Annotated in this window: 21 protein-coding genes; 7 read left to right on the forward strand and 14 right to left on the reverse strand. The window is 67.4% G+C overall.

What is annotated here, in order from left to right:
* Position 1 precedes the first annotated feature (1 nt).
* Genes FHS94_RS12190 through FHS94_RS12215 form a run of 6 tightly spaced genes read right to left on the reverse strand, consistent with a single transcriptional unit; the run spans position 2 to position 6,173 of the window.
* Positions 2 to 730: an SDR family oxidoreductase gene (locus tag FHS94_RS12190; RefSeq protein ID WP_184058214.1), complete on the reverse strand. Its 729-nt coding sequence runs from the start codon at positions 728 to 730 to the stop codon at positions 2 to 4.
* Positions 727 to 1,716, reverse strand: a complete 990-nt coding sequence (locus FHS94_RS12195; RefSeq protein WP_184058216.1) for an aldo/keto reductase — start codon at positions 1,714 to 1,716, stop codon at positions 727 to 729. The genes FHS94_RS12190 and FHS94_RS12195 overlap by 4 nt, the downstream gene beginning before the upstream one ends.
* Positions 1,713 to 2,522: an amidohydrolase family protein gene (locus tag FHS94_RS12200; protein WP_184058219.1), complete on the reverse strand. Its 810-nt coding sequence runs from the start codon at positions 2,520 to 2,522 to the stop codon at positions 1,713 to 1,715. The genes FHS94_RS12195 and FHS94_RS12200 overlap by 4 nt, the downstream gene beginning before the upstream one ends.
* Positions 2,519 to 3,751, reverse strand: a complete 1,233-nt coding sequence (gene fucP, locus FHS94_RS12205; RefSeq protein WP_184058222.1) for an L-fucose:H+ symporter permease — start codon at positions 3,749 to 3,751, stop codon at positions 2,519 to 2,521. Before fucP ends, FHS94_RS12200 begins: the two co-directional genes overlap by 4 nt.
* Positions 3,748 to 5,376: an alpha-L-fucosidase gene (locus FHS94_RS12210; protein ID WP_184058224.1), complete on the reverse strand. Its 1,629-nt coding sequence runs from the start codon at positions 5,374 to 5,376 to the stop codon at positions 3,748 to 3,750. Before FHS94_RS12210 ends, fucP begins: the two co-directional genes overlap by 4 nt.
* Complete coding sequence (locus FHS94_RS12215) at positions 5,373 to 6,173, reverse strand: SGNH/GDSL hydrolase family protein (RefSeq protein ID WP_184058226.1); 801 nt, start codon at positions 6,171 to 6,173, stop codon at positions 5,373 to 5,375. The genes FHS94_RS12210 and FHS94_RS12215 overlap by 4 nt, the downstream gene beginning before the upstream one ends.
* A gap of 242 nt (positions 6,174 to 6,415) precedes the next feature.
* On the opposite strand from FHS94_RS12215, the gene FHS94_RS12220 reads away from it, so the two are divergent.
* Together FHS94_RS12220 and FHS94_RS12225 are read left to right on the forward strand one after the other, a co-directional pair.
* The gene (locus FHS94_RS12220) at positions 6,416 to 7,855 is read left to right on the forward strand and encodes an NAD-dependent succinate-semialdehyde dehydrogenase (RefSeq protein WP_184058228.1); all 1,440 of its coding nucleotides are present in this window, start codon (positions 6,416 to 6,418) and stop codon (positions 7,853 to 7,855) included.
* A gap of 91 nt (positions 7,856 to 7,946) precedes the next feature.
* Entirely contained in the window at positions 7,947 to 9,230 is a 1,284-nt protein-coding gene (locus FHS94_RS12225) for a glycosyltransferase (RefSeq protein WP_184058230.1), read from the forward strand.
* A 76-nt stretch (positions 9,231 to 9,306) separates the two neighbouring features.
* On the opposite strand, the gene FHS94_RS12230 is transcribed toward FHS94_RS12225, so the two are convergent.
* The 6 genes from FHS94_RS12230 to FHS94_RS12255 form a co-directional block, all read right to left on the reverse strand.
* A complete protein-coding gene (locus FHS94_RS12230) occupies positions 9,307 to 9,648 on the reverse strand; it encodes a low affinity iron permease family protein (RefSeq protein WP_221234743.1) in 342 nt (113 codons plus the stop codon).
* An 81-nt stretch (positions 9,649 to 9,729) separates the two neighbouring features.
* Positions 9,730 to 11,145, reverse strand: coding sequence for an efflux transporter outer membrane subunit (locus tag FHS94_RS12235; protein WP_184058234.1), 1,416 nt, complete (start codon positions 11,143 to 11,145; stop codon positions 9,730 to 9,732).
* On the reverse strand, positions 11,142 to 12,290 hold the full coding sequence (locus FHS94_RS12240) for an HlyD family secretion protein (RefSeq protein ID WP_184058236.1): 1,149 nt from the start codon (positions 12,288 to 12,290) through the stop codon (positions 11,142 to 11,144). The genes FHS94_RS12235 and FHS94_RS12240 overlap by 4 nt, the downstream gene beginning before the upstream one ends.
* Positions 12,287 to 13,939 (reverse strand): MFS transporter, encoded by a 1,653-nt coding sequence (locus tag FHS94_RS12245; protein ID WP_343055272.1) that lies wholly within the window; start codon positions 13,937 to 13,939, stop codon positions 12,287 to 12,289. The genes FHS94_RS12240 and FHS94_RS12245 overlap by 4 nt, the downstream gene beginning before the upstream one ends.
* A 44-nt stretch (positions 13,940 to 13,983) precedes the next feature.
* Positions 13,984 to 15,918 carry a M1 family metallopeptidase gene (locus tag FHS94_RS12250; protein WP_343055273.1) on the reverse strand — a complete coding sequence of 645 codons (1,935 nt, stop codon included), beginning with the start codon at positions 15,916 to 15,918 and terminating at the stop codon, positions 13,984 to 13,986.
* 100 nt (positions 15,919 to 16,018) lie between these two features.
* Positions 16,019 to 16,411: a MerC domain-containing protein gene (locus tag FHS94_RS12255; RefSeq protein ID WP_184058238.1), complete on the reverse strand. Its 393-nt coding sequence runs from the start codon at positions 16,409 to 16,411 to the stop codon at positions 16,019 to 16,021.
* Between the two features lie 114 nt (positions 16,412 to 16,525).
* Here FHS94_RS12255 and FHS94_RS12260 point away from each other — a divergent pair, with 114 nt between their 5' ends.
* Entirely contained in the window at positions 16,526 to 17,266 is a 741-nt protein-coding gene (locus FHS94_RS12260) for a ZIP family metal transporter (protein WP_184058240.1), read from the forward strand.
* On the opposite strand, the gene FHS94_RS12265 is transcribed toward FHS94_RS12260, so the two are convergent.
* Entirely contained in the window at positions 17,263 to 17,934 is a 672-nt protein-coding gene (locus tag FHS94_RS12265; RefSeq protein WP_184058242.1) for an arylesterase, read from the reverse strand. The genes FHS94_RS12260 and FHS94_RS12265 overlap by 4 nt on opposite strands.
* Positions 17,935 to 17,939: 5 nt before the next feature.
* Between FHS94_RS12265 and FHS94_RS12270 the strand changes: the two genes are divergently transcribed.
* Together FHS94_RS12270 and FHS94_RS12275 are read left to right on the forward strand one after the other, a co-directional pair.
* Complete coding sequence (locus FHS94_RS12270) at positions 17,940 to 18,626, forward strand: ABC transporter ATP-binding protein (protein ID WP_184058244.1); 687 nt, start codon at positions 17,940 to 17,942, stop codon at positions 18,624 to 18,626.
* The gene (locus FHS94_RS12275; RefSeq protein ID WP_221234744.1) at positions 18,623 to 21,112 is read left to right on the forward strand and encodes an ABC transporter permease; all 2,490 of its coding nucleotides are present in this window, start codon (positions 18,623 to 18,625) and stop codon (positions 21,110 to 21,112) included. The genes FHS94_RS12270 and FHS94_RS12275 overlap by 4 nt, the downstream gene beginning before the upstream one ends.
* A gap of 3 nt (positions 21,113 to 21,115) precedes the next feature.
* Here FHS94_RS12275 and FHS94_RS12280 read toward each other — a convergent pair whose 3' ends face one another.
* Positions 21,116 to 22,987, reverse strand: a complete 1,872-nt coding sequence (locus FHS94_RS12280) for an AI-2E family transporter (protein ID WP_221234745.1) — start codon at positions 22,985 to 22,987, stop codon at positions 21,116 to 21,118.
* A 145-nt stretch (positions 22,988 to 23,132) separates the two neighbouring features.
* Between FHS94_RS12280 and dmeF the strand changes: the two genes are divergently transcribed.
* Together dmeF and FHS94_RS12290 are read left to right on the forward strand one after the other, a co-directional pair.
* Positions 23,133 to 24,092 carry a CDF family Co(II)/Ni(II) efflux transporter DmeF gene (dmeF, locus tag FHS94_RS12285; RefSeq protein WP_184058246.1) on the forward strand — a complete coding sequence of 320 codons (960 nt, stop codon included), beginning with the start codon at positions 23,133 to 23,135 and terminating at the stop codon, positions 24,090 to 24,092.
* A gap of 70 nt (positions 24,093 to 24,162) precedes the next feature.
* Positions 24,163 to 25,809 (forward strand): inorganic phosphate transporter, encoded by a 1,647-nt coding sequence (locus FHS94_RS12290; RefSeq protein ID WP_184058248.1) that lies wholly within the window; start codon positions 24,163 to 24,165, stop codon positions 25,807 to 25,809.
* Positions 25,810 to 25,831 lie beyond the last annotated feature (22 nt).

Raw genomic sequence — 25,831 nt, forward strand, 5'->3', positions numbered from 1 at the left:
GTCAGTTGATCCAGCCGCCATCGATGATGTGCGCCTGGCCCGTCGTGAACGCGGCTTCATCGCTGGCGAGGTATAGGGCCAGGGCGGCCACCTCTTCGGGCCGTCCCAGTCGGCCCATGGGCTGACGCTGCGTGAAGTCCGCGCGCGCCTTGGCGTAGTCGCCCGTGTCGTGCAGTCTCTGCTGAAGCGAAGGGGAATCGACCGTGCCGGGGCAAATGGCGTTGCAGCGAACGCCTTGCGCGACGAAATCTGCCGCCACCGCCTTGGTCAGCCCGATCACCGCAGCCTTGGTTGCACCATAGGCGAAGCGGTTGGGGATGCCCTTGACCGAGCTGGCGATGGAGGAAACGTTCACGATGCTGCCGCGGCTGCGTTCCAGCATTGCGGGCAGGTACGCCCGGATGGTGCGGTACATGGCGGTGACGTTGATCTCGTTGGAAAAGGCCCAGTCAGCCTCGTCACAGTCGAGAATGGTGCCGTTGTGAACAAAGCCCGCCGCGTTGATCAGGACGTCTATCGGCCCCGTGGTGTGAGGTAAAGTAGCGACCGCCGCCGCATCGCGTACATCGAGCGCCAGTGTCTCTCCCGCTAGTCCCGCCAGCTTGCCCGCATCGATGTCGGTCGCGATCACGCGCGCGCCCTCGGCAACGAAGAGTTCGGCGGTGGCGCGGCCGATGCCCTGGCCGGCGGCAGTGATCAGGGCGGTCTTTCCCGCCAGGCGTCCGCTCATGGTGCGGTCTCCAGATTAGGCTGTGATTGAAGCGCTAGGTGACAATCGTCCCAAAGCGTGTCGGGGATCGCTCGCGCGGCCAGGCACATGGTGGCCCTGACCTGATCGGGGCCGACCAGGCCCGGGATGACGCTGGCCACCGCCGGCGCGCGCTTCGGGAATTGCAGCGCGGCGGCGGCGAGCGGCACACCATAGGTGTCGCAGACCTGTTCCAACCGTGCGACGCGGGCGATCACCTCTGGCGGGGGCGGGGCATAGTTGAAGTGGCTAGCGGCGGCGCGTGCGCTCCCCTCGACCAGAATGCCGCTGTTGTAGGGGCCGCCGATCACGATCCGCGTGCCCAGCCGCTCGCATCGTTCGAGCAGGGGCGCCGCCTCATCCTGCTCGAGCAAGGTGTAGCGGCCCGCCAGCAGGACGACGTCAAGCTCGACACGGTCGAGCAGATCCTGGCAGACCGCGATTTCGTTGACGCCGATCCCGATCTCGCCGACCGCACCCTCGTCACGCAGGCGCCGCAGGGCAGGGTACCCGCCATCGAGAAAGTCGCGGAGGTGCTGCGCTGCCTGCTCACCATGGGTAGCCGTGCCAAGATCATGCGCGAACAGGATGTCGATCCAGTCGCGGCCTAGCCGGGCGAGGCTCGCCTCGTGACTGCGCAGCACCCCGTCATGCGTGTAGTCGAACACGGGTTCGAGCGGCGGCGCGCCGACAAAGCCGTGCCGCTCGACCGCATCGCTGTCGGTGGATGTGAGCAGGCGTCCGACCTTGGTCGAGACGATCGCGTGCTGGGTGGGATCGTGCCGGGCGAGCGCGCGGCCCAGTCGTTCCTCGGCAAGACCGAAGCCATAATGCGGGGCCACGTCGAAATAGGAGATGCCGTTGGCGAGCGCGGCCGCAACCGTTTCATCGGCCAGCTGGTCATCGACGAACCGATACAGGTTGCCAATGGCGGCACAGCCCATGCCAAGTGGGGGAAGCTGGATCATCGGGTCAGGCCGTAGGTCGCCCGCGCCGTGCCACCGAAGACCGCGTCGTGAAGGGAGGGCGGAACCAACCGGCGGGCCTGCTCCAGCCATCCTGCATAGTTGCCGGCCAGGGTAAGGACGGGCCAGTCGCTTCCCCACATTAGTCGATCGGTGCCGAACAGGTCGACCAGGACCGACACGATCGGTTCGATCGCGCCGGCGGGCATGTCAGGCGAGAGTTCGGTCAGCAGGCCCGACAGCTTGCAGCGGACCTGCGGCCGCGCGGCGATCGATGACAGGTCGCGGCGCCATCCCTCAAGCGCGCGCGGATCAGGCTTGCCCGCGTGATCGATGACAATGGCCAGTTCCGGGTGACGCGCGGCCAGGCGATTGAGGCTGGAAAGGTGGGCCGGACGGATCAGCGCTTCGAGGACCAGTCCGGCCTGCTCCATCGCGGCCCAGGCGGGTTCCAGCGCCCCATTGTCGTACCAGTCGGCGGCGCAATCCTGTACCATGGGGCGCAGGCCGCGGAGCCGCGAATGCCCTGCCAGTCGGGCGATGGCCTGCGGGGCGTCTGGCGCTTCCAAGTTTGTCCAGCCGACCACGCCAAGGACGGCCGGGTCGCGATCGGCCAACTCCAGCAGCCAGGCGGTATCGGCCGGGTCTTCCTGGCTCTGCACCAGGATGACACCCTCGGCGGCAACCGGCGCTGTTTCCTTGCGCCAGTCCTGCAGCGAGAAATGGCGGTGGATCGCGCTCAGAGACGGCGGCGGCCAGCTGAAGCCATTCTCACCTATCCGCCAGACATGGACGTGCGCGTCGATCACGCCCGCCGCCGTTCCGCCAGCAACGCAAAGCCGAGTACGACCCCGAAGCAGATGGCCGGCACGATCATCGCGACGACGATCGACCCGGCGCGATCGGACACAAGTCCCATGACGGCGGGGAAAACGGCGCCCCCGACGATCGCCATCACCAACAACGCCGCGGCTGACTTGGTGCGGGCTCCCAGGCCCTCAACTGTCTCGGCGAAGATGGTCGGGTACATGATCGACATGAAGAAGCTGGAGGCGACCAGCGCCGCGATGCCGATGCCGCCGCCGACCACGGCCGCGACGAGCCCGCACATCAGACCCACTCCGGCAAACCCGGCCAGCAGCCGCGTGGGGGAGAAGCGTGTCATCAGCGCGGTGCCGGCAAAGCGGCCCACCATGAACAACACCAGTGATGCGGTCAGGTAGTCCGCCCCCGTCCGCTCATTGGTGCCGGGCACGGCCACCTCGCTGTAGCGGATCAGGAAGCTCCAGATGCCGACCTGCGCGCCGACATAGAAGAATTGCGCGATCACGCCGGCCAGCACGCGGGGATTGCGCAACACGGCCGCGAAGTCGGATGCGGCACCGACGCCTTCCTCCACGTCGTGCTCGGTGGCGACAGCAGGAAAGGGCGTCACCCGGATCAGCAGCGCCCAGACCAGCACCGCCAGCCCAATCACCAGGTACGGACCCTGTACGGCGGCCGCCTCCGATGCCCGGCCGGCTGCGGAGGTTACCGGGGCGGCATCGCCCGACAGGATGAAGGTGCGACCGATCAGCACGCCGGTGATCGACCCCAGCGGGTTGAACGCCTGCGCCAGGTTTAGTCGCCGTGCGGCCGTGTCTTCGCTGCCCAGTCGGGCCACGAGCGGGTTGGCGGACGTCTCAAGGAACCCGAGGCCGCTCGCGATCACGAACAGCGCCAGCAGAAAGGCGGGATAGCTCTGCCACGCTGCAGCGGGCAGGAACATCAGTGCGCCGGCCGCATATAGCAGCAATCCCAGCAGCACCGCGGCGCGATAACCAAAGCGCCGCATGATCAAAGCCGCCGGTATCGCGAGGCAGAAATAGCCGAGGTAAAAGGCCGATTGAACCAGTCCGGCCCCGAGGTCGCTGAGGGTGAACAGCTTCTTGAAGTGCGCGATCAGCACGTCGTTGAGGTTGTTGGCGACCCCCCACAGGAAGAATAACGCGACAACCAGAACCAGCGGCGCGCGCCGCACGGCCAACTGTCCGGTCATGCGATACCCCGGCCGTCGATGCGCACCACGGGCACGAAGCCGCCCGGCGCGCGCCCATTCAGGCCAAGGTGCAGCCCGCGCGCGTCCTGGCGATGCGCCACGGGGCCGCCGCCCAGCATCGTGACCCGCTCCACCACGCCGGCGTTCGCACCCGATGCAAGTGCCGCGATCGTGGCGTCGCCAGGCGGCTTCAGAAACTGGGCATAGAGCGCGCCAGCCCTGGTCGTGAAGCGGACATCCTCCGCCGTGAAGGGCTTGGCCGCTTCTTCGTTCTTCATCCCCGCGACGGGCCGGGTCGGACCCTCGCCATAGATGCGCCACGGCCGCGACGCGAAGATCGCTTCCCCATTGATCGCAATCCAGCGCTCCATGTCGTCGAGGATCTTCTCCTCTTCGCTGTCGAGCGCGCCATGGCCCGGCATCGGGATGGAAAGGAGCAGGTTGCCATTCTTGGACACCACGTCTGACAGCCGCTGGATGACGTCCTCCGCCGTCTTGTAGCTGCGGTCGTTCAGCCGGGCGACGTTGTAGAACCAGTCGCCGATGCAGGTGTCCGTCTGCCACGGTTCGGCGCGCAACCGGTCGCTGAAGCCGCGCTCGACATCCTCGACGATGCCGCCCAGTTCATGTGGTTGCAGCTTCTTGCCGGTCAGCACCACGTCCACCTTGCCGTGCCACTGGATGGAGCGGTTGTAGTAATCCGCTGCCGCTTCGAGCCCGACCGGGCCGAACGGCAGGCCGGTGTCGTCCATGTAGCACAGGTCGGGCTTGTACTTCGCCATCAGGTCCGCCTGGCGCAGCAGCCAGTGCGTGACGTAAGCCGCGTCGCCCGGCGGCGGCGTTTCGATCCATTGCCCGTCATGCGCGTCATGCCAAGCGTTCATCGCCTCGACCGAGTTGATCCCGTCGGGCACGACCATGTGTCGGCCCGTATAGAGTTGCTGGGGATCGAGCCCGTTCCACCACTGACCGCGCCCGCCCGCACGGTTCACGCTATAGGCATCGTAACGAACTCCCGCCTTGGGACCGACCGGGTCATAGCCATAGGCGGGTTGATACCAGTGCCAGCTATGCGCGGAATGGTTGGACACCCCGAACTTCAACCCCGCCCGCCGCGCTGCTCGCTCCCAGATGCCGACAACGTCGCGCTTCGGCCCGACCCGCAGCGAGTTCCACGGGTGGTAGCGGCTGTCATAGCAGTCGAGATTGTCGTGATGGTTGGCGAGGGCCATGAAATACTTGGCCCCGACCCGCTTGTAGCGCGCGATCAGCGCCGCCGGATCCCAGCGCTCGCCGCGCCACAGGTTCTGGATATCCTTCATCCCGAACACCGATGGGTGGCCATAGGTACGGACGTGGTGTTCGTACACGGGGTGGCCCTGCATGTACATGAACCGGCCATACCAGTCGCCCTGCGCAGGCACCGACTGCGGCCCCCAATGCGCCCACAGGCCCAGCTTCGCGTCCCGGAACCAGTCGGGGTACCGATAGTGCTGGCGGAGCGAGTCCCAGGTCGGCTGGACGGGCCCGCGGACCGTGCCCATCGGGCTGGCGGCGAGCGCCCCGCGAGCGGCGGCAAGCGCGGCGGTGCCGGCGAGGAAGCCGCGGCGGTTGATCTGACTCATGCTCCGCGCCCCAATGTGCGGCGGATCGCGTCGATCGCGGCCGGCTCCATTGCGCGGTAGCCTGCGGCTGTCGGGTGCACCCCGTCGCTCGCAAACCCCGGTTTCATCGCACCCTCTGCCGTCGCAAGAACCGGGTGGTAGTCGACCCAGGTAAAGCGGTTGCGGGCGGCGTAACTCTTGATCCAGGCGTTCAGCGCCGCGATTTGTGGCATCGGCTTCTTGTCGCGGCTCCAGGGAAAGCTTGCAGCCGGGGGAATGGAGGCGAGGATCACCTTGATCCCGTTGGCGCGGGCCAGCTCCGCCATGCTCTGGATGTTGCCCTCGACCGTTTCGATCGTCGCGGCGCCGGTGTTGCCGGCGACATCGTTGGTGCCGGCCATTATGTGCACCGCGCGTGGATGAAGATTGATCACGTCCTGGCGAAAGCGGACCAGCATCTGCGGCGTCGTCTGCCCACTGATCCCCCGGTCAACGCGACCGTCGGTCCAGAACGCGCGGTCAAGGTTGATCCAGTTATCGGTAATCGAGTCACCCATGAACACGACGCGTGGCCGTTCGCGTAATGCCCGGTTGTCGGCGGCGTACCGGCACAGCTGGCCATAGTCGCGGGTCAGCATGCGGAGGTTCCACATCTGCCAGCCCTCGCCGTCGCTGGGCTTCGGATGAACAGGGCAGGGATCCGCGACAATGCCCGAGGGATCATCGGCGTAGCGATCGCCAGGCACCCTGGTCTGTGCCGACGCATAACCAGTGGTCAGCAGCGTGACCAGAACCGCTCCGCCAACGAACCTGACCAACTCTTCTCTCCCGCTCCGTCGGCTCACCGCAACTGACGAGTCAGCCGTACGGTCGGTGCCGTTCTGTCGGACCTTACAGCAGAGCGGCCGGGCTAACGCAACATACCATGAAAACGCGTTTCAGATATGAACATCCCACCGGGTTCACCAACGTTTCCGATTACAAGTGCTTGTCGCCTCTGGTTGGTTTCCCATCTTTGCGCCACGAGATTGCGCCCATGCGCGCCCTGTGGAGTTCACTCATGACCTATTGCGACACCCAGCTTTTTATCAACGGCGAATGGCGCGATTCCGCGGACGGCAGGTCGCTTCCGGTGCGCAATCCTGCAACCGGTGCCGAGATCGGCCGCGTCGCTCATGCAGGAACCGCGGACCTGGACAGTGCGCTGGCCGCCGCCGAGCGCGGGTTCGAGGTCTGGCGCGACTTCATGCCGGCGCAGCGCAGCAAGATCATGCGCAAGGCGGCGGCCCTGATGCGCGAGCGGGCCAGCGACATCGCGCAGCTGCTCACGCAGGAGCAGGGCAAGCCGCTCGCCGAGGCGAAGGGCGAGGCGCTGGCCGCCGCGGACATCATCGAATGGTTCGCCGAGGAGGGCTTCCGCGTGTACGGCCGTCTTGTTCCCCATCGCAGCAATCCCGCCATCCGCCAGATGGTGATCAAGGATCCGGTCGGGCCGGTCGCCGCCTTCACCCCGTGGAACTTTCCGATCAACCAGGTTGTGCGCAAAATCGGCGCGGGGCTGGCCGCGGGCTGCTCCATGATCGTCAAGGCACCCGAGGAAACGCCCGCCAGCCCAGCGGCGCTGATCCGGGCGTTCCAGGACGCGGGCCTGCCTGAAGGCGTGCTGGGCCTGGTGTTCGGCAATCCTGCCGAAATCTCCGAATATCTGATCGCTAGCCCCATCATCCGCAAGATCACTTTCACCGGCTCGACCCCGGTCGGCAAGCTGCTGGCGGGGATGGCCGGGCAGCACATGAAGCGGGTGTCGATGGAGCTTGGCGGCCACGCCCCGGTGATCGTGTGCGAGGATGCCGACGTGGCGCTGGCGGTGAAGAGCGCGGGGAGCGCCAAGTTCCGCAACGCTGGTCAGGTCTGCATCTCGCCCACGCGTTTCCTCGTCCACAACAGCGTGAAGCAGCAGTTCGCCGAGGCGATGGCGGAGCTCGCCCGTGGCATCAAGGTCGGGGACGGGATGAGCGCGGATACGCAGATGGGGCCGCTCGCCAACCCGCGCAGGCTGACGGCCATGGCGGAGTTTCAGCAGGACGCGGTGGCGCGCGGGGCGACCGTGCTCGCCGGCGGCGAGCGGATCGGCGACACCGGCAATTTTTGGGCACCGACCGTGCTGACCGACGTGCCGCTGGAAGCCCGTTTGTTCAATGATGAGCCGTTCGGCCCGGTCGCAGGCATCCGCGGCTTCGACCAGCTGGACGAGGCGATCGCCGAAGCCAATCGGCTGTCCTTTGGCCTTGCCGGCTATGCCTTCACCCGCTCGCTCGCCAATGCCGACCTGCTGTCGCGACGGGTCGAAGTCGGCATGTTGTGGGTCAACACGCCGGCTGCGGGTTCGGCGGAGCTGCCCTTCGGCGGCATCAAGGATTCCGGTTATGGCACGGAGGGTGGGCCCGAAGCGCTCGAAGCATATCTGAACACGCGGGCAGTGGTCGTCGCCAACGTTTGACCCTGACGCGGATGGGCTGCCATCGCATAAGGGCAGTCCATCCGGTTGATGCAGATGGATGCGCAGCCGTTGTTAGCGTGTAGGCTGGCGTATGTTTCGCGCCACCACCCACACCGGACATGGCGAACCCGGCCTGCACATCGGCGTGATCACCTCACCGGTGCGGGGCCATATCGACCCGCTGCTTGCCCTGGCTTCCGCCTTGCACGATCGTGGCTGTCGGGTGACGTTCGTCCATGCCGCGGATGCGGGAGCGCTGATCCAGGGTTCCACGGCAGGTTTTCGGGCGGTGGGCGCGCGTGACTATCCGGCCGGCGCGCTGCGCGAATACGTCAGGGTCCTTGGCGGGGCGACCGGTCTGGTGGGCACGGTCAGGATGGTCGCCGCCACCGCGCGCTTGTCCGACATGCTGTGTCGGGAGGCGCCGGAGGCCCTTCGCGAGCTGGGCGTGAAAATAGTGCTCGCCGATGTTGCGGAGCCGGCGGGCGCGCTGATCGCGCGGCATCTTGGCCTGCCGTTTGTTGGTGTGATTACCGGGCTTCCGCTGCATCCCGATCCCATTGTGCCGCCGCCTTATCTCGGCTGGTTGCCCGACACATCGCGCCGCGGTCGCATACGCATCGGCCGGGTGTACCGTGCGGCGGGCGTCCTGATGAGCCCGATCACGCGGGTGCTGCGGCGCTATGCACGATTGTGGAACATCGCCGGTGACCCCACCCAGGTGCTGTCGCCGCTGCTGACGGTGGCGCAATGTCCGCCAGGCCTGGACTTCCCTCGATCCTTGCCTTCGCCGCCGATCGCATGGTGCGGTCCATTCCGCGCGAGGGAGGAGGGCGACTTCGATCCGCCGCACGATGATGGCCGACCGCTCATATTCTGTTCGCTGGGAACGTTGCAGGGCGGGCGGTATGGCGCCTTGCGCATGATCGCGGCGGCCTGTGCGGAGATTGGCGCGCGAGCGGTGATTGCGCATTGCGGCCTTCTGACCGAGGAGCAGGCGCGATCACTGCCGGGTGACCCGCTGGTGCATCCATTCTGGCCTCAGCGTGCCGTCCTGCGTCATGCCCGCGCGGCGATCGTCCACGGCGGCTTCAACACCGTCCTGGATTGCCTGTCGGCCGGGGTGCCGATGGTGGCTGTGCCGATTGCGTTCGAACAGCCAGGCACCTCGGCCCGGCTGCGGGCGGCGGGCGCTGCGGTAGTGGTGCCGCGTCGGCGCATGACCCGCCGCAGTCTTCGCAATGCCCTCAGGAAGGTTTTGAACGAGCCGAGCTATGCGAGGGCAGCCGGCGGGTTTGCCGAGCAGCTCAGGGGGGCCGATGGCGCAGAGATGGCAGCGGCGCACATTGTTGGCGCCTGCGTGCGCCAGCCATAGAGCGGGAAGTCCTCCATTGGCGGGCGTGAGGGCACGCAGGAGCACAGCATCTGCTCGTCTAAGAAAGATCGCCCAACTAGCTTCTTGCTGCCGGCAGTTCGGCTCGTAGCCGCTCGATTTCGTCCTCGGCCGCGCCCTCCACGCCCGCCACCTCGTTCCGGGCCCCGGCAACTGCCACGATCAGCTCGTCAATCTTCAGGTGCAGTGCCTTGTCGCGGCGACGCTGCTCGTTGAGCACCATCTGGGTCAGGACGAACCCGCCAATGGTCAGAGTCGACGCCAGCGCATTCTCACCGCCTCCCAATGCCAGCCATAGAACGCAGGCGATCAGAACGCCCAACTGGATCAGCGGATGTGCAGCAAAGGCCGCCATGGCCCGCGACAGGTGGCCAAGGTTGGTTCGCAGGTATGCCAGCATCGACGCGCAACGCTTCGATCCGCCCGTCAGGTTCATGCAGCCATGTTGATGCCCGAACAGGTCGGCGCCTGCCGTTGCCGATCACGGCCGCGATACGGCATCCGTGGCTGGCGACAGGGGTGTTCCGGGCCGCCAACCGCCGCCCATCGCCTGGTACAAGGTTACGAAGCTGGTCAGCTGATCGCTCTCGGCCTGCACGAGCGACAGCTCCGCGGTGAGGAGCGACCGCTGCGCATCGAGCTGTTCGATGTACGACGAATATCCCGCGCGATATCGGTTGCGGGCATTCTCCAGCGCCCCGCGCGACGCGTTCACCTGTTCGACGAGCGCTGTTGCCTGCTCGCCCGTGCGTTGCACGCCTGCCAGGGCGTCGTCGACCTCTCGAAAAGCGCTAAGAGCGGTGCGACGATAGGCAAACGCCGCCTGATCACGCCGCGCGGTGGCGGCGTTCTCCTGCGCGCGCAGCCGTCCCGCATCAAAGATCGGCGCGAGCCCGCTCGCCCCCAGCGAGAACACGCCCACCGGGTTGCTCAACGCGGTTGACAGGACCAGCCCGACCGACCCGGTCAGGGCGATGTTGGGGAGAAAGGCTGCGCGTTGGCTGTCGAGCGACAGATCCGCCGCGACCAGGGTCTGCTCCGCCTGGAAGATGTCGGGTCGTTGGCGGAGCAACGACGCAGGCAGGCCGTCCGGAATGGCGGGCAGCCTCAGGCGGTTGATCGGCACGCCCCGCGCGATCGGGCCAGGCACGTCGCCGACCAGCAGCGACAGCGCATTTTCCTGCCGCGTGATGGCAAGGTGGGCGGCCGGCACCAACTGCTGCGTGGAGGCATATTCCGCCTGTGACTGGCGATATTCGAGCCTGGATGAATAGCCGGCCTCGTACCGACGACGCGCGATACGCAGCGCGTCGCTGCGCGCGGCCAGGGTTTCGCGCGCGATCTGGAGCCGCTGGTCCAGCGCACGCAGGACAACATAGCCGCTTGCCGCGCTCGCCGCCGTTGCCAGCCTTACCGTGTCGCGGGCGCCCTCGCTGGCGAGCAATTGCGCGCGGGCGGCGCGGCTGGCCAGGCGGAGGCGCCCGAACAGGTCCAGGTCGTAGCTGGCCGTGATGACCGGCTGCGTGCCGATCGCGCGCGATGGCGTGCCGAACGGGCTGAGCGTTTGCCCCTGGGTTTCAGGCAACGAGCCCCCGACTTGCGGTGATAGCTGCGCACGCGATAGGGCTTCGGCAGCGCGGGCTTCTTCCACACGCCCGGCCGCAATGGCGATATCGACATTGTTCGCCAGAGCCTGCGCAACCAGCGCGGTCAGCGCCGGGTCACCGAACCCGGTCCACCAATCGGCGGTAACCGGGCCGCCCGGCTGCAGGTCCGTGCGCCAGGCCGCCGGGGGCGTGACGGCCGCGGCCACTGGCTTCGGCACGCGCGGGCCCGGCGACACGCAGCCGCCCAGGGTGGCCGCCAGTAACAGCGATGCCGAAAAGCGGCGTGTCACGGAGCGACAGCACCCGCGGTATCCACGCGGGCGACCACCGACATGCCCGGACGCAGCCGGGTCCGCAGCTGCTGGCCGGGATCGATGCGCAGCCGGACGGCGATTCGTTGCGGCACCTTGGTGAAATTGCCGGTGGCATTGTCGGATTTCAGTACCGCGAACTCGCTGCCCGCCGCCGGGGAAATGCGCTCCACCCGTCCCGTCAGCCGTGCGCCCGCCAGCGCGTCAACCGTGAAGCTGGCGCGCTGGCCGACCGTGATATGAGCGGTCTGCGCCTCCTTGTAGTTGGCGATCACCCACACTTCCGGCGGAACCAGGAACAGGAGTTGGGAGCCGGCTGTGACATATTGGCCGACGCGGACGCCCACTTCGCTGAGCCGGCCGGCTTCCGGCGCGCGGACCACCGTGTTGGCAAGATCGATGCGGGCGAGCCGCAGCGCGGCCTCCGCACCCGACACACCGGCCTGTTGCCCGCCGCGGCCGACCTCCACCGTGCGGATGTCCTGCCGGGCAATCTCTCGAGCCGACTCCGCCTGCGCCACTGCCGCTTCGGCCTGGCGCAGCGATGCCCGTGTCTGGTCGCGCTCACGCAGCGACACCGAACCATCGGCCACCAGATCGTTGACGCGCGCCATGTCGGCCTGCGCCCGCAGCAACTGGGCGCGCGCGTTGGCCACGGCGGCTTCCTGCGCACCAAGGCTTGCCCGGCGGCTGGCGGCGGCCTGGCGCGCGTTGGCGAGGGTTGCAGCCTGTCCCTCGACCTGCGCCTGTGCCTGCTCGACGCGCTGGGCGTAGATGCGCTGGTCGATCACCACTAGCGGCTGCCCCGTCTTCACCGTGGCGAAATCGGGAACGAGCACGCGGGTGACATAGCCCGACACCTGCGGCGCGATTACCGTGACCCGGCCGCGGACATAGGCGTTGTCGGTGCTCTCGTACGCAGTCGCGAACGGGCCGATGCGCCACGCGGCAAGGACGGCGGCGATCCCCGCAACGGCGAGGATCGTGATGACCGCAACGGCGCGATGGGACAGGGCAGGGGGACGCCAGCCCGATCCGGCGGGCGCACCGGTGACGGCCTGTTCCTCCGCCAGCTTTTCATCCGAAACCGACTCCGCGGACACAGGCGATCGAACGTCGGTCATGCCGCTCCTTTGCGGCGCGCACGGACCGTCCGACGCACCAAGAGCACGCACAGATAGGCGAAAGTCAGCGCTGCCAGCAACGCGATCATGCGGAAAACATCGTCATAGGCCAGCACATTGGCTTCCCGTGTCGCGGTTTGCGACAACAGGGCGCCCCCCTCCGCCGTGCGGAACGCCTGGTCGCCCACGACGCGACCGATCCCGGCAGAGCCCGCCTGCAAACGCGCTTGCACGATCGGATCGGTGGGGTCGATCGCTTGTACGATGGCGGCGCTGTTCGCCTTCTCCCGGACGATTTGATAGGTACCGAGCAGGGCGGTGCCGCCCAAACCGCCGATCGAATTGATGATGCCGAACAGCGCAATGAAGCTGATGATGTGGCCCGTCCCTTCCTTCAGCGCCCGACTGAGGCCAAACAACAGCGCGGGGCCGAGGAAGTAGGTGGTGCCAAAGGCGATCAGCGCCTGCGTTCCATAAAATTGCGGTGCCCGTGTCAGGCTGGTCGCATGGCTGTCGATAAAGGCGGCGATCGCCACCAGTCCCACAGCGAGCATGATCGGATGAGTGGGCCGCTCGACGTCCAGCGTGGCAGCGCTCAGCACCACGCCCGCCACGGACGCAGCTGCCACGATCGCGAACAGCGTCTGCATCTGGTCATTGTTCTGCCCCAGCGCGTTCAGCAGGCCAACAGCGCCCACCGTCTGCTCCGACAGGACGATCCGGGCCATGACCGTCACCACGGTGAAGCGGATGATGTCTGCGCTAGCCAGCCAGCGGGTGTTGAGCAGCGGATTGGCGCGGCCGCTTTCGATCAGGAGGGCGAGCGCGAGCATCGGGATCGCGATGATCAGGGCCCAGCCGATCCAGGCCGCCTGCGTCCACCAGACGATACGGCCCAGCCCCAGCACCGCCGCGAACAACCCCATGCTGCCCGCGAACAAGGCGAAGGTGACAAAGTCCAGCGGCTCAAACGCCTTGCGCCGGACCGTGGGGGGTAATCGGAACGCGAGCACCGCCGCGACGCTCAGGATCGCCAGGCCAAGTTCGAACAGGTACAGGGTGCGCCACTGGCTCATGGCCAGCAGGTCTGGCGAGAACAGCCGGGCGAGCGGCGTCGCGCATTGCGGCACGCCGATGCCAAGCACGACGCCGCGGAGCCGCGCCCGAGCCGGCACCGATTGCATCATATAGTACAGGGCAAAGGTGGAAAGTGGCGCCGCCGCCATCCCGCTTGCCGCCCGCACCAGCACGGCCGTCGTGAAGCTGTGCGCGAACAGGTGCGCGAGCGTCAGCATCGCATACAGGCCAAGAAAGATCAGCGCGAAGGGGCGAAGGCCGAACTGCTGGCGGAACTTGATCAGCAGCAGGTTGATGCTGACATTTGTCATCACGAACACCGTCGGCAGCCACGCAATCTCCGCCGGGTCCAGCCCCAGCGCCCCTGCCAATGTCGTCGTGTTAGCCGATACCAGCGCATTGCCGAAGCCGGCCGTCAGCCCCAGGAGTACGCCTACCGCCGCATAGGCCACCCGCCGCGCGTGCGGATGCTCGGGCGACCCCGGCGACCCCGGCATCGTCGGCTCCTCATGGGGCGCATAGGCCCATTCCTCTTCGCTGAGGAAGCGCTTCAGGCGGGCGATCAATGACACAGGGCTGACATACCCATTTCGGGTGCCTCGTCCTAAACCTGCCTTTATCTCACAACCCCGGCGTTGTTGCTGCGGTCACGGTCGGGCAGGTGATGGTCGGGGTCGAGTTCGGCGCGGATCACGCGTCCTGCCGGTACCAGGATCAGGGTGGTCGGCTGGCGGATAAAGGTTTCGGCCGGCAGCTTCAGGTCGACGCTCCGCCCGCCGGCATAGGTGACCCGCAACGTCGCCGGCATGACCAGCTTGTCGCGCGCGGTGACTCGCACCAGTGTCTCGCCCGATTTGGCGCGCTCGATCCCCGCGACGGCCAGGTCCATCTGCCAGTTGTTGGCGTACCAGCCGCGCCACCACCACGACAGGTCCTCGCCCGCCTCACTTTCCATCGCGCGAAAGAAGTCGGCGGGCTTGGGATGCTTGAATGCCCAGGCGGCAGTGAACCGGCGAAAGGCGGGGTCAAAGCGCTCTGGCCCGATGATCTCCTCGCGGAGCAGCTTCAGCCCCAGGGCCGATTTGAAGTACGTGACGGGGTGGCGATACTTCTCCGTCACAGTGTCCGACCGTGACAGGATCGGCGGCGCGTCGGGGTCGGCCAGCACGGGCAGTACCTCGTCCACCGGGTTGCCGCCGCCCGGCGCGAACTCGCTGTCGCGCTTGGGGCCGTATTCGCCGCGGTTGAATTCATCGGACTGGTAGATGTCTATGAAGGTATTGAAACCTTCGTCCATCCAGGCGTGCCGCCGCTCGTCAAAGCCGACGATCATCGGATACCAGCTGTGCCCGATTTCATGCGCGGTGATCCAGAACAGCTCCTTGCCGGCGTCATCGATCCCGTCGAACACGATGCCGGGATATTCCATGCCCGCCGCCGGCCCCGCTACGTTGACCGCTGCCGGCCAGGGATACGGAAACCACTTCGCAGAAAAGCGCTCAACCGAGTCCTTCAGATACTCGGTGGAGCGGCCCCAGCGATCCCGGCCCTGGGATTCGGGCGGGTAGAAGGACATGGCGATGGACGACTTGCCGCCGGGCAGATTGATCCGCGCCGCGTCCCAGGCGAACGCGGCCGACGCGCTGAAGGCGACGTCGCGGGTGTTCTCCATCCGGTAGTGCCAGGTCCGCGTGCCGCCCGTCCGCGGCCGGGTAGCGGGAGCCGTGACCTCCGACGGTGAGCGGATCAGCACCGTGCGGTCGCTGCCTCGTGCCTGTGCCAGCCGTTCGCGCTGCTGCGCGGTCAACACCTCGCCCGGGTTCTGAAGCTCGCCTGATCCGGCGACGAGCATGTCGGACGGCACGGTGATCCAGTAATCGAAATCGCCGTATTCGAGATAGAATTCCTGGGCGAGGTAGGGGAGCGTGTCCCACCCGCGCAGGTCGTCATACACCGCCATGCGCGGGTACCATTGCGCGATCGAGAAGATGTCGCCCGACTTGCCGGTCAGCCATCCGGTCCGGCCGCCAAATGCTTCCGCCGGGATGAGGTAATGATAGCGAATGCGGATTGTCGCCTTGCCACCAGCGGCCAATGGCTGCGCCAGCCGGAACTGGGCGCGTGTGTCCGTCACGAACGGGGTTACACCGGTTTTGCGCCCGTTCACCTCGACCGAGACCGCGTCGAGGGTCATCCCCTCTGTCGAGGCGCGCGGCACTCCGCCCAGCGCCAGTCCGCTGCGTGAGCCGACACGATAGAGGTTCTGGTCCAGCTGGAGCCACAGCACATCCAGCGTGTCGGGGCTGTTGTTGGTATAGCTGATGTCAACCGAGCCGGTGATGGTCTTGGCAACGGGATCAAGCGTCGCGCGGATCGCATAGTCGGCGCGGTTCTGCCAGTAATCTGGCCCGGGCAGGCCGTTGCCGCTGCGATAACGGTTGACCGGCTGCCCCATGTCGAATGGCGCGAACGTTTCGCGGGGCTGATACGTCTGGGCACTAGCGCCCACCGCAATCAGGGCAGAAATCAACAACCAGCCGCGCGTTTTCACGTGTCCGCTTCCCCGGGAGGGCCGCCCTCCAATCGGAAAAGCTTTGGGTCATGGCGCCGGCGCCTGTCCACCGCAAAGGAGCGGCGGTGGCGCGATATGGTCAGACAGGCTGGCCTTGTCGCAAGCGCCAATTGGAGATGTGTGCCAGGGCCAGCACCAGGCTGCCTGCGACCGTGGCAGGCACTTCGCTGTCGTGATCAAAGGCAAGGGCGCCCGCCGCCAGCAAGGTGAGGCCAGCCACGCCCACGATCAGTGGCCAGCGTCTTCTGTGGCGTGCGCGCCCCTGCCACAATGCGACCAGCGCCAATGGGATCGCGACCGCCAGCACCCACAGGTGAAAGCTTTCAGGCACCACGACCACCGACAAGGCCGGCAGCGCGGCAACGATCAGCGGTAGCCCAACGCAATGGAGCAGGCACGCGATCGAGGTGCCGATCGCCACCCGGTCGGCCCAATCCGTACGGGCGACGGTGAGATCATATCCGCCGCTCATCGCTGTTGTCCTTTCATACGCCTGAACATGATACATTATACCACAACGCGCAAGGAGGAACCCGCATTGCCGTTGGCGCAGGAATCCAAAGGCGCGCATAACAGGACGGGGAACTTGACGAACGCTGCCGTCTGCTCTTCGGCGTCGGCGATGCTGTTCGCGATCGCGTTTGGCGTGGCGGCATCGCTGGCCACCTTGGCTGGCGGCCTGCTGGCGCTGCGGCTGCGCGAGCGGTTGGTGCTGGTGCTCGGTCTAACTGCGGGTATCGTGCTGGGGGTCGCGGTATTCGACCTGATTCCGGAAGCGGTGGAGATGGCGGGCGATCGCTGGACTACCCGCGCGATGGTTGCCTGGGTCGGGGCGGGGCTGGGCCTGTACATGCTGCTGGACCGGCTGCTCAGCCGGACGGAGCGGTTGCCGGTCGCCTGGCGCGCGCATCTGGGACCGGCGACGCTGACCCTGCACAGCTTTCTCGATGGCATGGGCATCGGCCTTGCCTTTCAAATCGACCATCAGGCGGGGTGGCTGGTGGCACTGGCGGTGCTGACCCATGACATCGCCGATGGCGTGAACACGGTCAGCTTGTGCATGGCTGCGCAATCCGAAGCCTATGCGCGGCGCTGGCTGGCGATCAACGGGGCAGCGCCGTTGCTGGGCGTGATCGCCGGGCTGGGCGTGGTGATCCCGGCGGGAGCGCTGGCGCCGATGCTCGCGATCTTCGCAGGCGTTTTCCTGTATATCGGTGCGTGCGAGCTGGTGCCGCGCAGCCACGCGCTCGACCCGCGGTTGCGCACCACGCTGGCGAGCCTTGCCGGAATGGCACTGATGTTCGCGGTCGCGGGTGCCGCTCGCTAGCTCAGCGCCTGTCGCACGGAAGGCAGGATCCGCCCAACGACGATGCTGACGCCCTGCGCGTTGGGGTGGAGCCCGTCGCGCTGGATCAGCGAGCGCTGGCCGGCCACGCCGTCGAGGAAGAACGGGTAGAGCGGCACCCGATGCGTCCGGGCCAGCGTGGGGTACATGCCATCGAACGCCCGCGCGTAGTCGGGGCCGAGATTGGGTGCCGACCGCATCCCGGCCAGCAGCACAGGGATACGGCGGCGCTGCAACTCGGTCAGTATCTGGTCGAGGTTCGCGCGGGCCTGCGCCACTGGCAGGCCACGCAGCATGTCATTGGCGCCAAGTTCCACGATGACCAGGTCAGGCGTGCGCTTCAGGCCGCGCAAGCCCCAGCGCAGCCGCGCGCGGCCCTGCGCTGCGGTATCCCCTGCCACCCCGCCATTCGCGACGGTCGCCGCAATCCCCTGCCGCCGCAGCGCTGTCTGCAATTGGGCGGTGAAGCCCTGGGCTGGCGGCAGGCCATAGCCTGCGGCCAGGCTGTCACCGAATGCCCAGATCAGCGGCTGTGCGGGTGCTGCGGCCGGCGCCGCAGCGCTTGCCGATGCAAACCCCGCCAAGCCCAAAGCGAGGTGGACAAGCACGCGCCGCCGCTCGTACCGCCCCTGTCGTGACAACCATGCCATCCCCGATGCCTAGCGCGGTGATCGACGCGCGCAATGTGCAACTGACGCTCGGCCGTGCCCCTGCGCGGGTAGAAGTGCTTCGCGGCATCGACCTCAGCGTCGGCGACGGCGACAGCGTTGCGCTGTTGGGGCCCTCGGGATCGGGCAAGTCGTCATTGATGGCTGTCCTCGCCGGGCTGGAGAGGGCGAGCGCGGGCGAGGTGAGCGTCGCGGGGCTCGACTTCTCCGCCCTGGACGAAGATGCGCTGGCCGTTGCGCGACGCGGGCGGATCGGGATCGTGCTTCAGGCCTTCCACCTGCTGCCCACCATGACGGCGCTGGAGAATGTCGCGGTTCCGCTGGAACTGGCCGGGGAGGCAGATGCGTTCAGCAGGGCGGCTGCCGAACTCGCCGCTGTTGGTCTGGCCGCGCGTACCGGGCACTACCCAGCCCAGCTGTCGGGCGGCGAGCAGCAGCGTGTCGCCATCGCCCGCGCGCTGGTCGGGCGGCCGGCGTTGCTGTTCGCGGACGAACCGACGGGCAACCTCGACACGGCAACGGGTTCGCAGATCATGGACCTGTTGTTCGAACGCCAGCGGGCGAGCGGCGCGACCATGGTGGTAATCACCCACGACCCGGCGCTTGCCCGCCGTTGCGCGCGCGTGGTCGAACTGGCGGACGGTCGGATCGTCGCGGACCGGCGCGCGGCATGATCGGCGTCGCCTGGCGGCTTGCCTGGCGTGACCTGCGCCGGGGCGGGCAGGGGCTGTGGCTGTTGGCGCTGTGCCTGTTTCTGGGCAGTGCAGCGCTCGCCGGCATCGGCAGCTTGTCGGCCAGCGTCCTTGCCGCACTGGACGAGGGCGGACGGGCGATGCTGGGCGGTGATCTGGAAATGACCGTGTCGCAGCGTCGTGCGAGCGTGGAGGAAGGCGCTGCCTTCGCGCAGGCCGGCCGCGTGTCGGAAGTGGTGCAGACGCGCGCCATGGCGGATGCAGGGCGTGGGCCGGTGCTGGTCGACCTGCGCGCGGTGGACGCGAAGTGGCCGCTGGTAGGCCAGTTTCGCCTGACCCCGGGTGCGTTGGCGGCACGGCCGAAGGGAGCGCAGATTGCGGTTGCCCCCGCGCTCGCCGACCGCTTGGGTGTACGCGTCGGCCAACGGCTGCGGGTCGGGCGCGCGGACGTGCAGATCATCGGCCTGATCGCCGACGAGCCCGATCGACTGGGGGCAGGCTTCGCGCTCGGCCCGCCGGTGCTGGTCGATCCGGCCGGGCTGGACCTGATCGGCGCGATACAGCCCGGCAGCCTGTACCAGAGCCATTACCGGATCGCGTTGCGGCCCGGCATTGCCGCCCGCGCGACCGGGCGCCGCTTGACTGACCGTTTCCCGGGTGCCGGATGGGCGACGCGCACCGCAGGCGACGCGGCGGGAGGATTGAAGCGGGGGTTGGCGCAGCTGGGGCAGTTCCTGCTTCTTGTCGGATTGGCATCCCTGGCGGTCGCGGGTGTGGGTGTCGGCAGCGGGGTGTCGGCCTACCTTGCGGGCAAGACACGTATGATTGCGACCTTGAAGGTCCTCGGCGCGCGCTCTCCCCTGATCGCGGCGGTGTTTCTGGGGCAGATCGGGGCGGTCGCGGCGCTCGGTATTGCGCTGGGGCTGGTCGTCGGCGCGTGCGTGCCGGTGTTGGTGGCACAGGTTGCAGGGTCGGCCCTGCCCGTCAGCCCCCGCCTGGCGATCTATCCCGCACCATTACTGACCGCGGCTGCCCTGGCTGCATCAGTGGCAATGTTGTTCGCGCTTCCGGCGCTGGCGCGGGCGCGGCGGGTTCCCGCGGCGACGTTGCTGCGCGACACGGTTGGGGTAGGGGCGCGCCCGTCATGGCGGCTGATCGCGGTCGTGACCCTGCTGGTTGCGGCCCTGGTCGGGATAGCGGTGCTGACCGCATCGGACGCGTACCTCGCGCTGGGCTTCGTCGGCGCGGCGGCAGCATTGGTCGCGCTGTTGTGGCTTGTGGGCGTGTTATTGCGCCACGGGCTCGCCAGGCTGCCGCGTCCACGTCCGCCGTTGCTGCGCCTTGCTCTCGCCAACCTGCACAGGCCGGGCGCGCAGACGGACCGGCTGGTGGTCGCCCTAGGCCTCGGGTTCTCGCTGTTCGTCGCGATGACGACGATCAACACCAGCCTGTCCGCCGAACTCGCCAGCACCGTGCCCGCCAAGGCGCCCCGCTTCTTAGCCCTCGATCTCCAGCCGGAGGACGCGCCATCGTTCCGCACCGCCGTTGCCGCGGTGGACCGGCACGCGCGGATCGAGGCGGTGCCCTCGCTGCGGGGATCGATCAGCGCGATCAAGGGCGTGCCCGTTGCCCAGCTTCGGGCCCGGTCGGACAGCTGGGTGCTGCGCGGCGATCGCACGCTGACCTGGTCGGCGACCGTGCCCCCGCGCAACCAGGTGGTCGCTGGGCGATGGTGGCCGCAGGACTATCGCGGACCGCCGCTGGTCTCGATCGAGGACCGCGCCGCAACCGCGCTTGGCATACGTATCGGCGACACGATCACCGTGTCAGTGCTGGGGGTCGAAGTGCCGGCACGCGTCGCGGCGCTGCGCAAGATCGACTGGAGCGGCCTTGGCCTGAACTTCGCGATCGTGTTCTCCCCAGGCTATATCGAGGAAGCGCCGCATACGCTGCTCGCCAGCGTCTATGCCCGCCCGACGGACGACGGCGCGATTGCGCGGCAGGTCGGGGCGGCGCTGCCGTCGGTCACGCTGGTGCGGGTCGGCGACATCATCGGGCAGGTCGGCCAGGTGCTGGCCCAGGTGGCGCTCGCGGTGCGTGCGGCTGCCGCCGCGACGGTGGCGGCGGGGTTGGCCGTGTTGGTGGGAGCGGTCGCCGCGACCACACGGGCGCGCCGCTACGATTCGGTGGTGCTGAAGCTGCTCGGCGCCCGCGCGCGGCAAGTGCTGACGGTGCAGACGATCGAGTATCTCCTGCTGTCCGTCCTGCTCGCCGCTATTGCTCTGGTCATCGGGGCAGGCGCTGGCTGGATCGTCGTGACGCGCGTGTTCAACCAGCCCTGGGCACCAGATTGGGCGGCCGTGACGGCCGTGATTGGGACCGCCTGCGCGGTCACGCTCGGCATCGGATTGTTGAGCGGCGTATCGGTGCTCCGCGCCAGACCCGCCCAGGCGCTGCGAAGCTTGTAGCGCTCAGGCGGCCTTGACGGCTGCGTGAGGGGTCGCCTCCTCGGCAATGGCTTGGAGCGCGTCCTTTAGCGACCCCACATACCGGTCCGACCCGATCGTGTGCTGGATTGCCGCATCGCTGAGCGCAGCCTCGCCTTGCGGCCACAGCCCAACCACGATGCGTGCCGAGGGCGCCTTCGCGCGCAGCCGCTTGATGAGGTAGCGCAACTGGGCGGGGGAGCCTGAAACCTCCAGGTAAGACACTGCGATCACAGCGATATCGGACAAGTCGAGCGAGACAATCTCCTCGCGGGAGGTCTGGCCGTTCGCCACGGTGGTTGCGGTCACGCCGCGCGCGCCGAGCAACTGCGCGAGCATGGCGGTGACAACCTCGTCAAACGGACCATGGCCTGCCACGCAGGCGACCTTGCCCGCCGGAACCACGGGTGCTGTGCCCGCGTCGGCATGTTCGGCCAGTTCCGCCACAACATGCTGCATCGTCCGCGTCATCGCGACTTCCCGGGCAGGGTCGATCGTGCCGCGCGCCTGATCCTCGACGGCAAGCTTCAGGCCGGCCAGGGCTACATCGTCATAATAGTCGACCAGCGGCCGGTCGGCGAGCAGCGCTTCGGCATGGGCCAGCGCCTCATCCGGATTGTTGGCGAGCACGCGCTGGTAGAATGTTTCAACCGGAGTCAGCGCCGGCCTGTCGCCCAGCAGGACGTCGAAGAACTCCAGGCTTTTGACGTGCCGGCCCAGCACCACCAGGCAAAGGGTAAGCGGCGTCGACATGATCAGCCCGATCGGGCCCCACAGCCACGTCCAGAAGATCGCGGACACGATCACCGACACCGGCGACAGCCCGGTCGAGTGCCCATAAAGCAGCGGCTCGACCACATAGCCGGTCAGCGGTTCGACGATGAAGAATAGGGCCACAACCTCAACCGTCATGGTCCAGCCCGGGTCCACCGCCGCCGCCAGCGCCGCAGGCGCGACGGCCGCGATCAGCGATCCTATATAAGGCACGAAACGCAACAGCCCGGCCATCACGCCCCACATTGCGGGCGAGGGCACGCCGATCAGCCACAGGCCGATCCCGATGACGAGGCCGAAGCAGGTGTTCACCGCCAACTGCGACAGGAAATATCGGCTGAGCCGTTGTCCGGCATCGTCCATCGCGCGCGTGGTGCGATGCAGGTCGCTTGACCCGAACAGCCGGATCATCCGGTCGCGCAGGTCCTCCTTCTGCATCAGGATGAAAATGGCGACGATCAGAACAAGGATCGTTGTTTCCAGCGGCCCCAGTATCGGCGACAGGACGGTCTTGGCGATGGTGAAGGGCGACGTGCGCTCCTCCACCAGCCGCACCGGCACGGCCCGGTTCTGCTGGGACAGGGCTGCACGCCCCGCGACAGGGGTGGCCGCGCTACCTGACGGCCGATGCCCGCCCAGGCCCTGGGTGATGGAAGCCAGCCGACCCACGGCAAAGGCCTGAACGCCCTGCACCTTGGTTTCGATGGTTCGGGCATACTGGGGCGCGTTGTCGGCAAGCGCCGCGGCCTGGCTGCCGATCAGCGTTCCCACCGCGCCAAGCAGCCCCAGCGCGACGAGCACCGCCACGATCACCGCCGGTGCGCGGGGCATGCGAAGCCGTTGCAGCATGCTGACGACCGGCGACAGCACGAACGACAGCATCACCGCGAGCGTGATCGGGATCAGGACATCCTGGCCGAAGTACAAGGCCGCGACCACCAGCGCTCCTACCGCGACCGCCAGCAAGCTGCGAAGCTCCGGCACCGCAGAATGGGGTACGTTGGCCGCGCCCGCCGCCGGCGGGCCGTCACGCGATCCGGTCAGAACATCCTGATAGCCAGCAGTTTTGTCCGGATCGGTCACGCGCACCCCTTTGCCCCGGAGCCGGAGCAATCGCTTGAACGTCCGACCCAGTGATATGGTCCGTGTCGGAACCGAAACGACTGGATGATGGCTGACAAGGGCGGGGCTACACGCCATATGGGCCCAGAACCGTCGGACGTTGCCCATGAATACCGCGACCTGCAGCCAGCTCCACGCCGATCACAATCCCGCGCGCGACCATCGCCGGTCCGAGCGGGCGACCACGGCCGTGCTGGTGCTGACATTGACGACCATGATCGTGGAAATCGTGGCCGGGTGGTGGACAGGCTCCATGGCCCTGCTTGCCGATGGTTGGCACATGGCCATGCACACGGTCGCCATGGCGGTGGCGGTGTTTGCCTATCGCTTTGCCCGCCGCAATCGCGATTCCGCTCGCTACAGTTTCGGCGCGGGCAAGGCGGCGGATCTTGGCGCCTTCGCCAATGCGGTGATGCTGGCCGTGGTGGCAATGCTGGTTGCGGGCGAGTCGGTACAACGACTGGCGTCGCCCAGCCCGATCGATTTCACGCCCGCACTGTGGATCGCGACGGCCGGCTTGGCCGTGAACCTGCTCAGCGCGTGGCTTTTGCGTGATGAGCCGCACGACCATGGCGATGGGCATGCGCACGACCATGGTCACGATCATAATCGGGAGGCCGCGTTCATCCACGTCTTGTCGGATGCGCTGACCTCCGTTCTGGCAATTGTGGCTCTGCTATGTGGCCGGCGCTTCGGCTGGACGTGGCTCGATCCTGCGACCGGCCTGCTCGGCGCGGTCATGATCCTGCGCTGGTCGGTGTCGCTGATCCGGCGTTCGGGCGCGATCCTGCTGGACGCGAGCCCCGAGTCCGAAACGACGCAACGTATCCGCGCCATTGTCACCGATCATGGCGACCAACTGCACGACCTGCATGTCTGGCCTATTGCGGCAGGCCGTTATGCCGTGGCGGTCAGTGCCAGTCCGACGGGGCAGGACACCTATCGCGAGGCGATCCTGGCATTGCCGGGCGTCGCGCACCTGACACTTGACCGGTCGGATGAAGGGCACGGACCCGTCGCCGCTGGCGCGCTCGATCATCACCACGGCCACCATCACCACCAGTAACTTGGGGCAAGCCTGGCCATTGTCACGAAAGTGACATGGCGGTGTCATCGACCGGGACCATGCGGCAGCGATGGCCACCAGCATCATGACGCCGGCGGGGCTGCCGCTCGGCGCCCGCCCCGGTCCGCGTCTCGACCATTCCATCCATCCCGCCGGGCGCTGGGTATTCCTGGCCGTTCTGGTGGCAGGGCTGGCCTATGCCGGCATCAGCATCACCATCGACACCCAGCAAGTCGGTGAACAGCTCGCCACCGGTGTGTTCCTGTTCCTGGGGCTCGCGCTGCTGATCGCCCTCGGGTTCGAATTCGTGAACGGGTTCCACGATACCGCCAATGCGGTCGCGACAGTGATCTACACCCACGCCATGCCCGCGCCACTGGCAGTGGTGTGGTCGGGCGCTTGGAACTTCATCGGCGTCATGGTGTCCACCGGCGCGGTCGCCTACTCGATCGTGACCCTGTTGCCGGTGGAGCTGATATTGCACGTCGGGTCTGGCGCAGGGTTCGCCATGATCTTTGCCCTGTTGCTGGCGGCCGTGATCTGGAACCTCGCCACCTGGTATGTGGGCCTGCCGAATTCCTCCAGCCACGCGCTGATCGGCTCTATCCTAGGTGTCGGGCTCGCCAATCAGCTGCTGGCCGGCGGCGGCGCCGCCTCCGGCGTCGATTGGGGTCAGGCGTACAAGGTGCTGCGCGGGCTGCTTCTCGCCCCCGTGATCGGCGGCATTGGCGCGTTCGTCCTGCTGCTCGTCATGCGCCGCCTGTTTCGCGAGCCAAAGCTGTACCAGGAGCCAGCCGCCGGCGCGCCGCCGCCAAGGGGCATACGGGCGCTGCTGATCTTTACCTGCACCGCGGTCAGCTTCGCCCATGGCAGCAATGACGGGCAAAAGGGCATGGGGCTGATCATGCTGATCCTGATCGGCTGCGCGCCAACGGCCTATGCGCTGAACCGAACAGTGCCCGACAGCGCGACCCCTGCCTTTGTCCAATTGGCTCAGCGATCGACGGCCGCGTTCGAGCGGCAAGCTGCAGGGACGGCCCCCGCCAGCGCGGATGCTGCGCGACAGGTGCTCACCGGTGCTCTCCAGACCAGGGAGGTCGACCGACCCGCTGTGTACGGCGCGCTTGGAACCTTGTCTCGGGATCTGTCGGGACGCATTGCCGGCTATGGCGCGCTCAGCCGCGTGCCTGCCGCTGCGACGCCCAACCTGCGCAACGATATGTACCTGGTGCTCGACGCCACAAAGCTGGTCGGCACGGACAAGGGCGCCAAGGCCCGCTTCACCAGCGCCGACATGACCACGATCAAGGATTATTCGGGCAAGCTGGAGCAGGGCACACGCTTCATCCCGACCTGGGTCAAGGTGACCGTGGCGCTGGCGCTGGGCCTTGGCACCATGGTCGGCTGGCGGCGGATCGTGGTGACGGTGGGGGAGAAGATCGGCACCACCCACCTGACCTATGGCATGGGCGCCGCGGCAGAGCTGACGGCCGCCGCGACCATCCTGCTGGCGGATCGATACGCACTGCCCGTGTCGACCACGCATGTCCTGTCGTCGGGCGTGGCGGGCGCTTCGGTCGCCAACGGCGCTGGGCTTCAGGCCCGTACCATTCGAAACATGGCGCTCGCCTGGGTCCTAACATTGCCAATCGCGATGGCAATGGCGGGTGGGCTTTATGCCCTGTTGCTCGCCGGGGTCCGTGCAGCCGGCGCCTGATCTACGGTAGCCTCTTCGTTCC

It is taken from the genome of Sphingomonas aerophila, assembly GCF_014199305.1.
Lineage (GTDB): Bacteria > Pseudomonadota > Alphaproteobacteria > Sphingomonadales > Sphingomonadaceae > Sphingomonas > Sphingomonas aerophila.

Bases quoted from the DNA above. Each gene is read 5' to 3' on its own strand.
- FHS94_RS12190 (WP_184058214.1), bottom strand. From the start codon at position 730: ATGAGCGGACGCCTGGCGGGAAAGACCGCCCTGATCACTGCCGCCGGC.
- FHS94_RS12195 (WP_184058216.1), bottom strand. From the start codon at position 1,716: ATGATCCAGCTTCCCCCACTTGGCATGGGCTGTGCCGCCATTGGCAAC.
- fucP (WP_184058222.1), bottom strand. From the start codon at position 3,751: ATGACCGGACAGTTGGCCGTGCGGCGCGCGCCGCTGGTTCTGGTTGTC.
- FHS94_RS12210 (WP_184058224.1), bottom strand. From the start codon at position 5,376: ATGAGTCAGATCAACCGCCGCGGCTTCCTCGCCGGCACCGCCGCGCTT.
- FHS94_RS12220 (WP_184058228.1), top strand. From the start codon at position 6,416: ATGACCTATTGCGACACCCAGCTTTTTATCAACGGCGAATGGCGCGAT.
- FHS94_RS12225 (WP_184058230.1), top strand. From the start codon at position 7,947: ATGTTTCGCGCCACCACCCACACCGGACATGGCGAACCCGGCCTGCAC.
- FHS94_RS12230 (WP_221234743.1), bottom strand. From the start codon at position 9,648: ATGCTGGCATACCTGCGAACCAACCTTGGCCACCTGTCGCGGGCCATG.
- FHS94_RS12240 (WP_184058236.1), bottom strand. From the start codon at position 12,290: ATGACCGACGTTCGATCGCCTGTGTCCGCGGAGTCGGTTTCGGATGAA.
- FHS94_RS12255 (WP_184058238.1), bottom strand. From the start codon at position 16,411: ATGAGCGGCGGATATGATCTCACCGTCGCCCGTACGGATTGGGCCGAC.
- FHS94_RS12265 (WP_184058242.1), bottom strand. From the start codon at position 17,934: ATGGCATGGTTGTCACGACAGGGGCGGTACGAGCGGCGGCGCGTGCTT.
- FHS94_RS12270 (WP_184058244.1), top strand. From the start codon at position 17,940: ATGCCTAGCGCGGTGATCGACGCGCGCAATGTGCAACTGACGCTCGGC.
- FHS94_RS12275 (WP_221234744.1), top strand. From the start codon at position 18,623: ATGATCGGCGTCGCCTGGCGGCTTGCCTGGCGTGACCTGCGCCGGGGC.
- dmeF (WP_184058246.1), top strand. From the start codon at position 23,133: ATGAATACCGCGACCTGCAGCCAGCTCCACGCCGATCACAATCCCGCG.
- FHS94_RS12290 (WP_184058248.1), top strand. From the start codon at position 24,163: ATGGCCACCAGCATCATGACGCCGGCGGGGCTGCCGCTCGGCGCCCGC.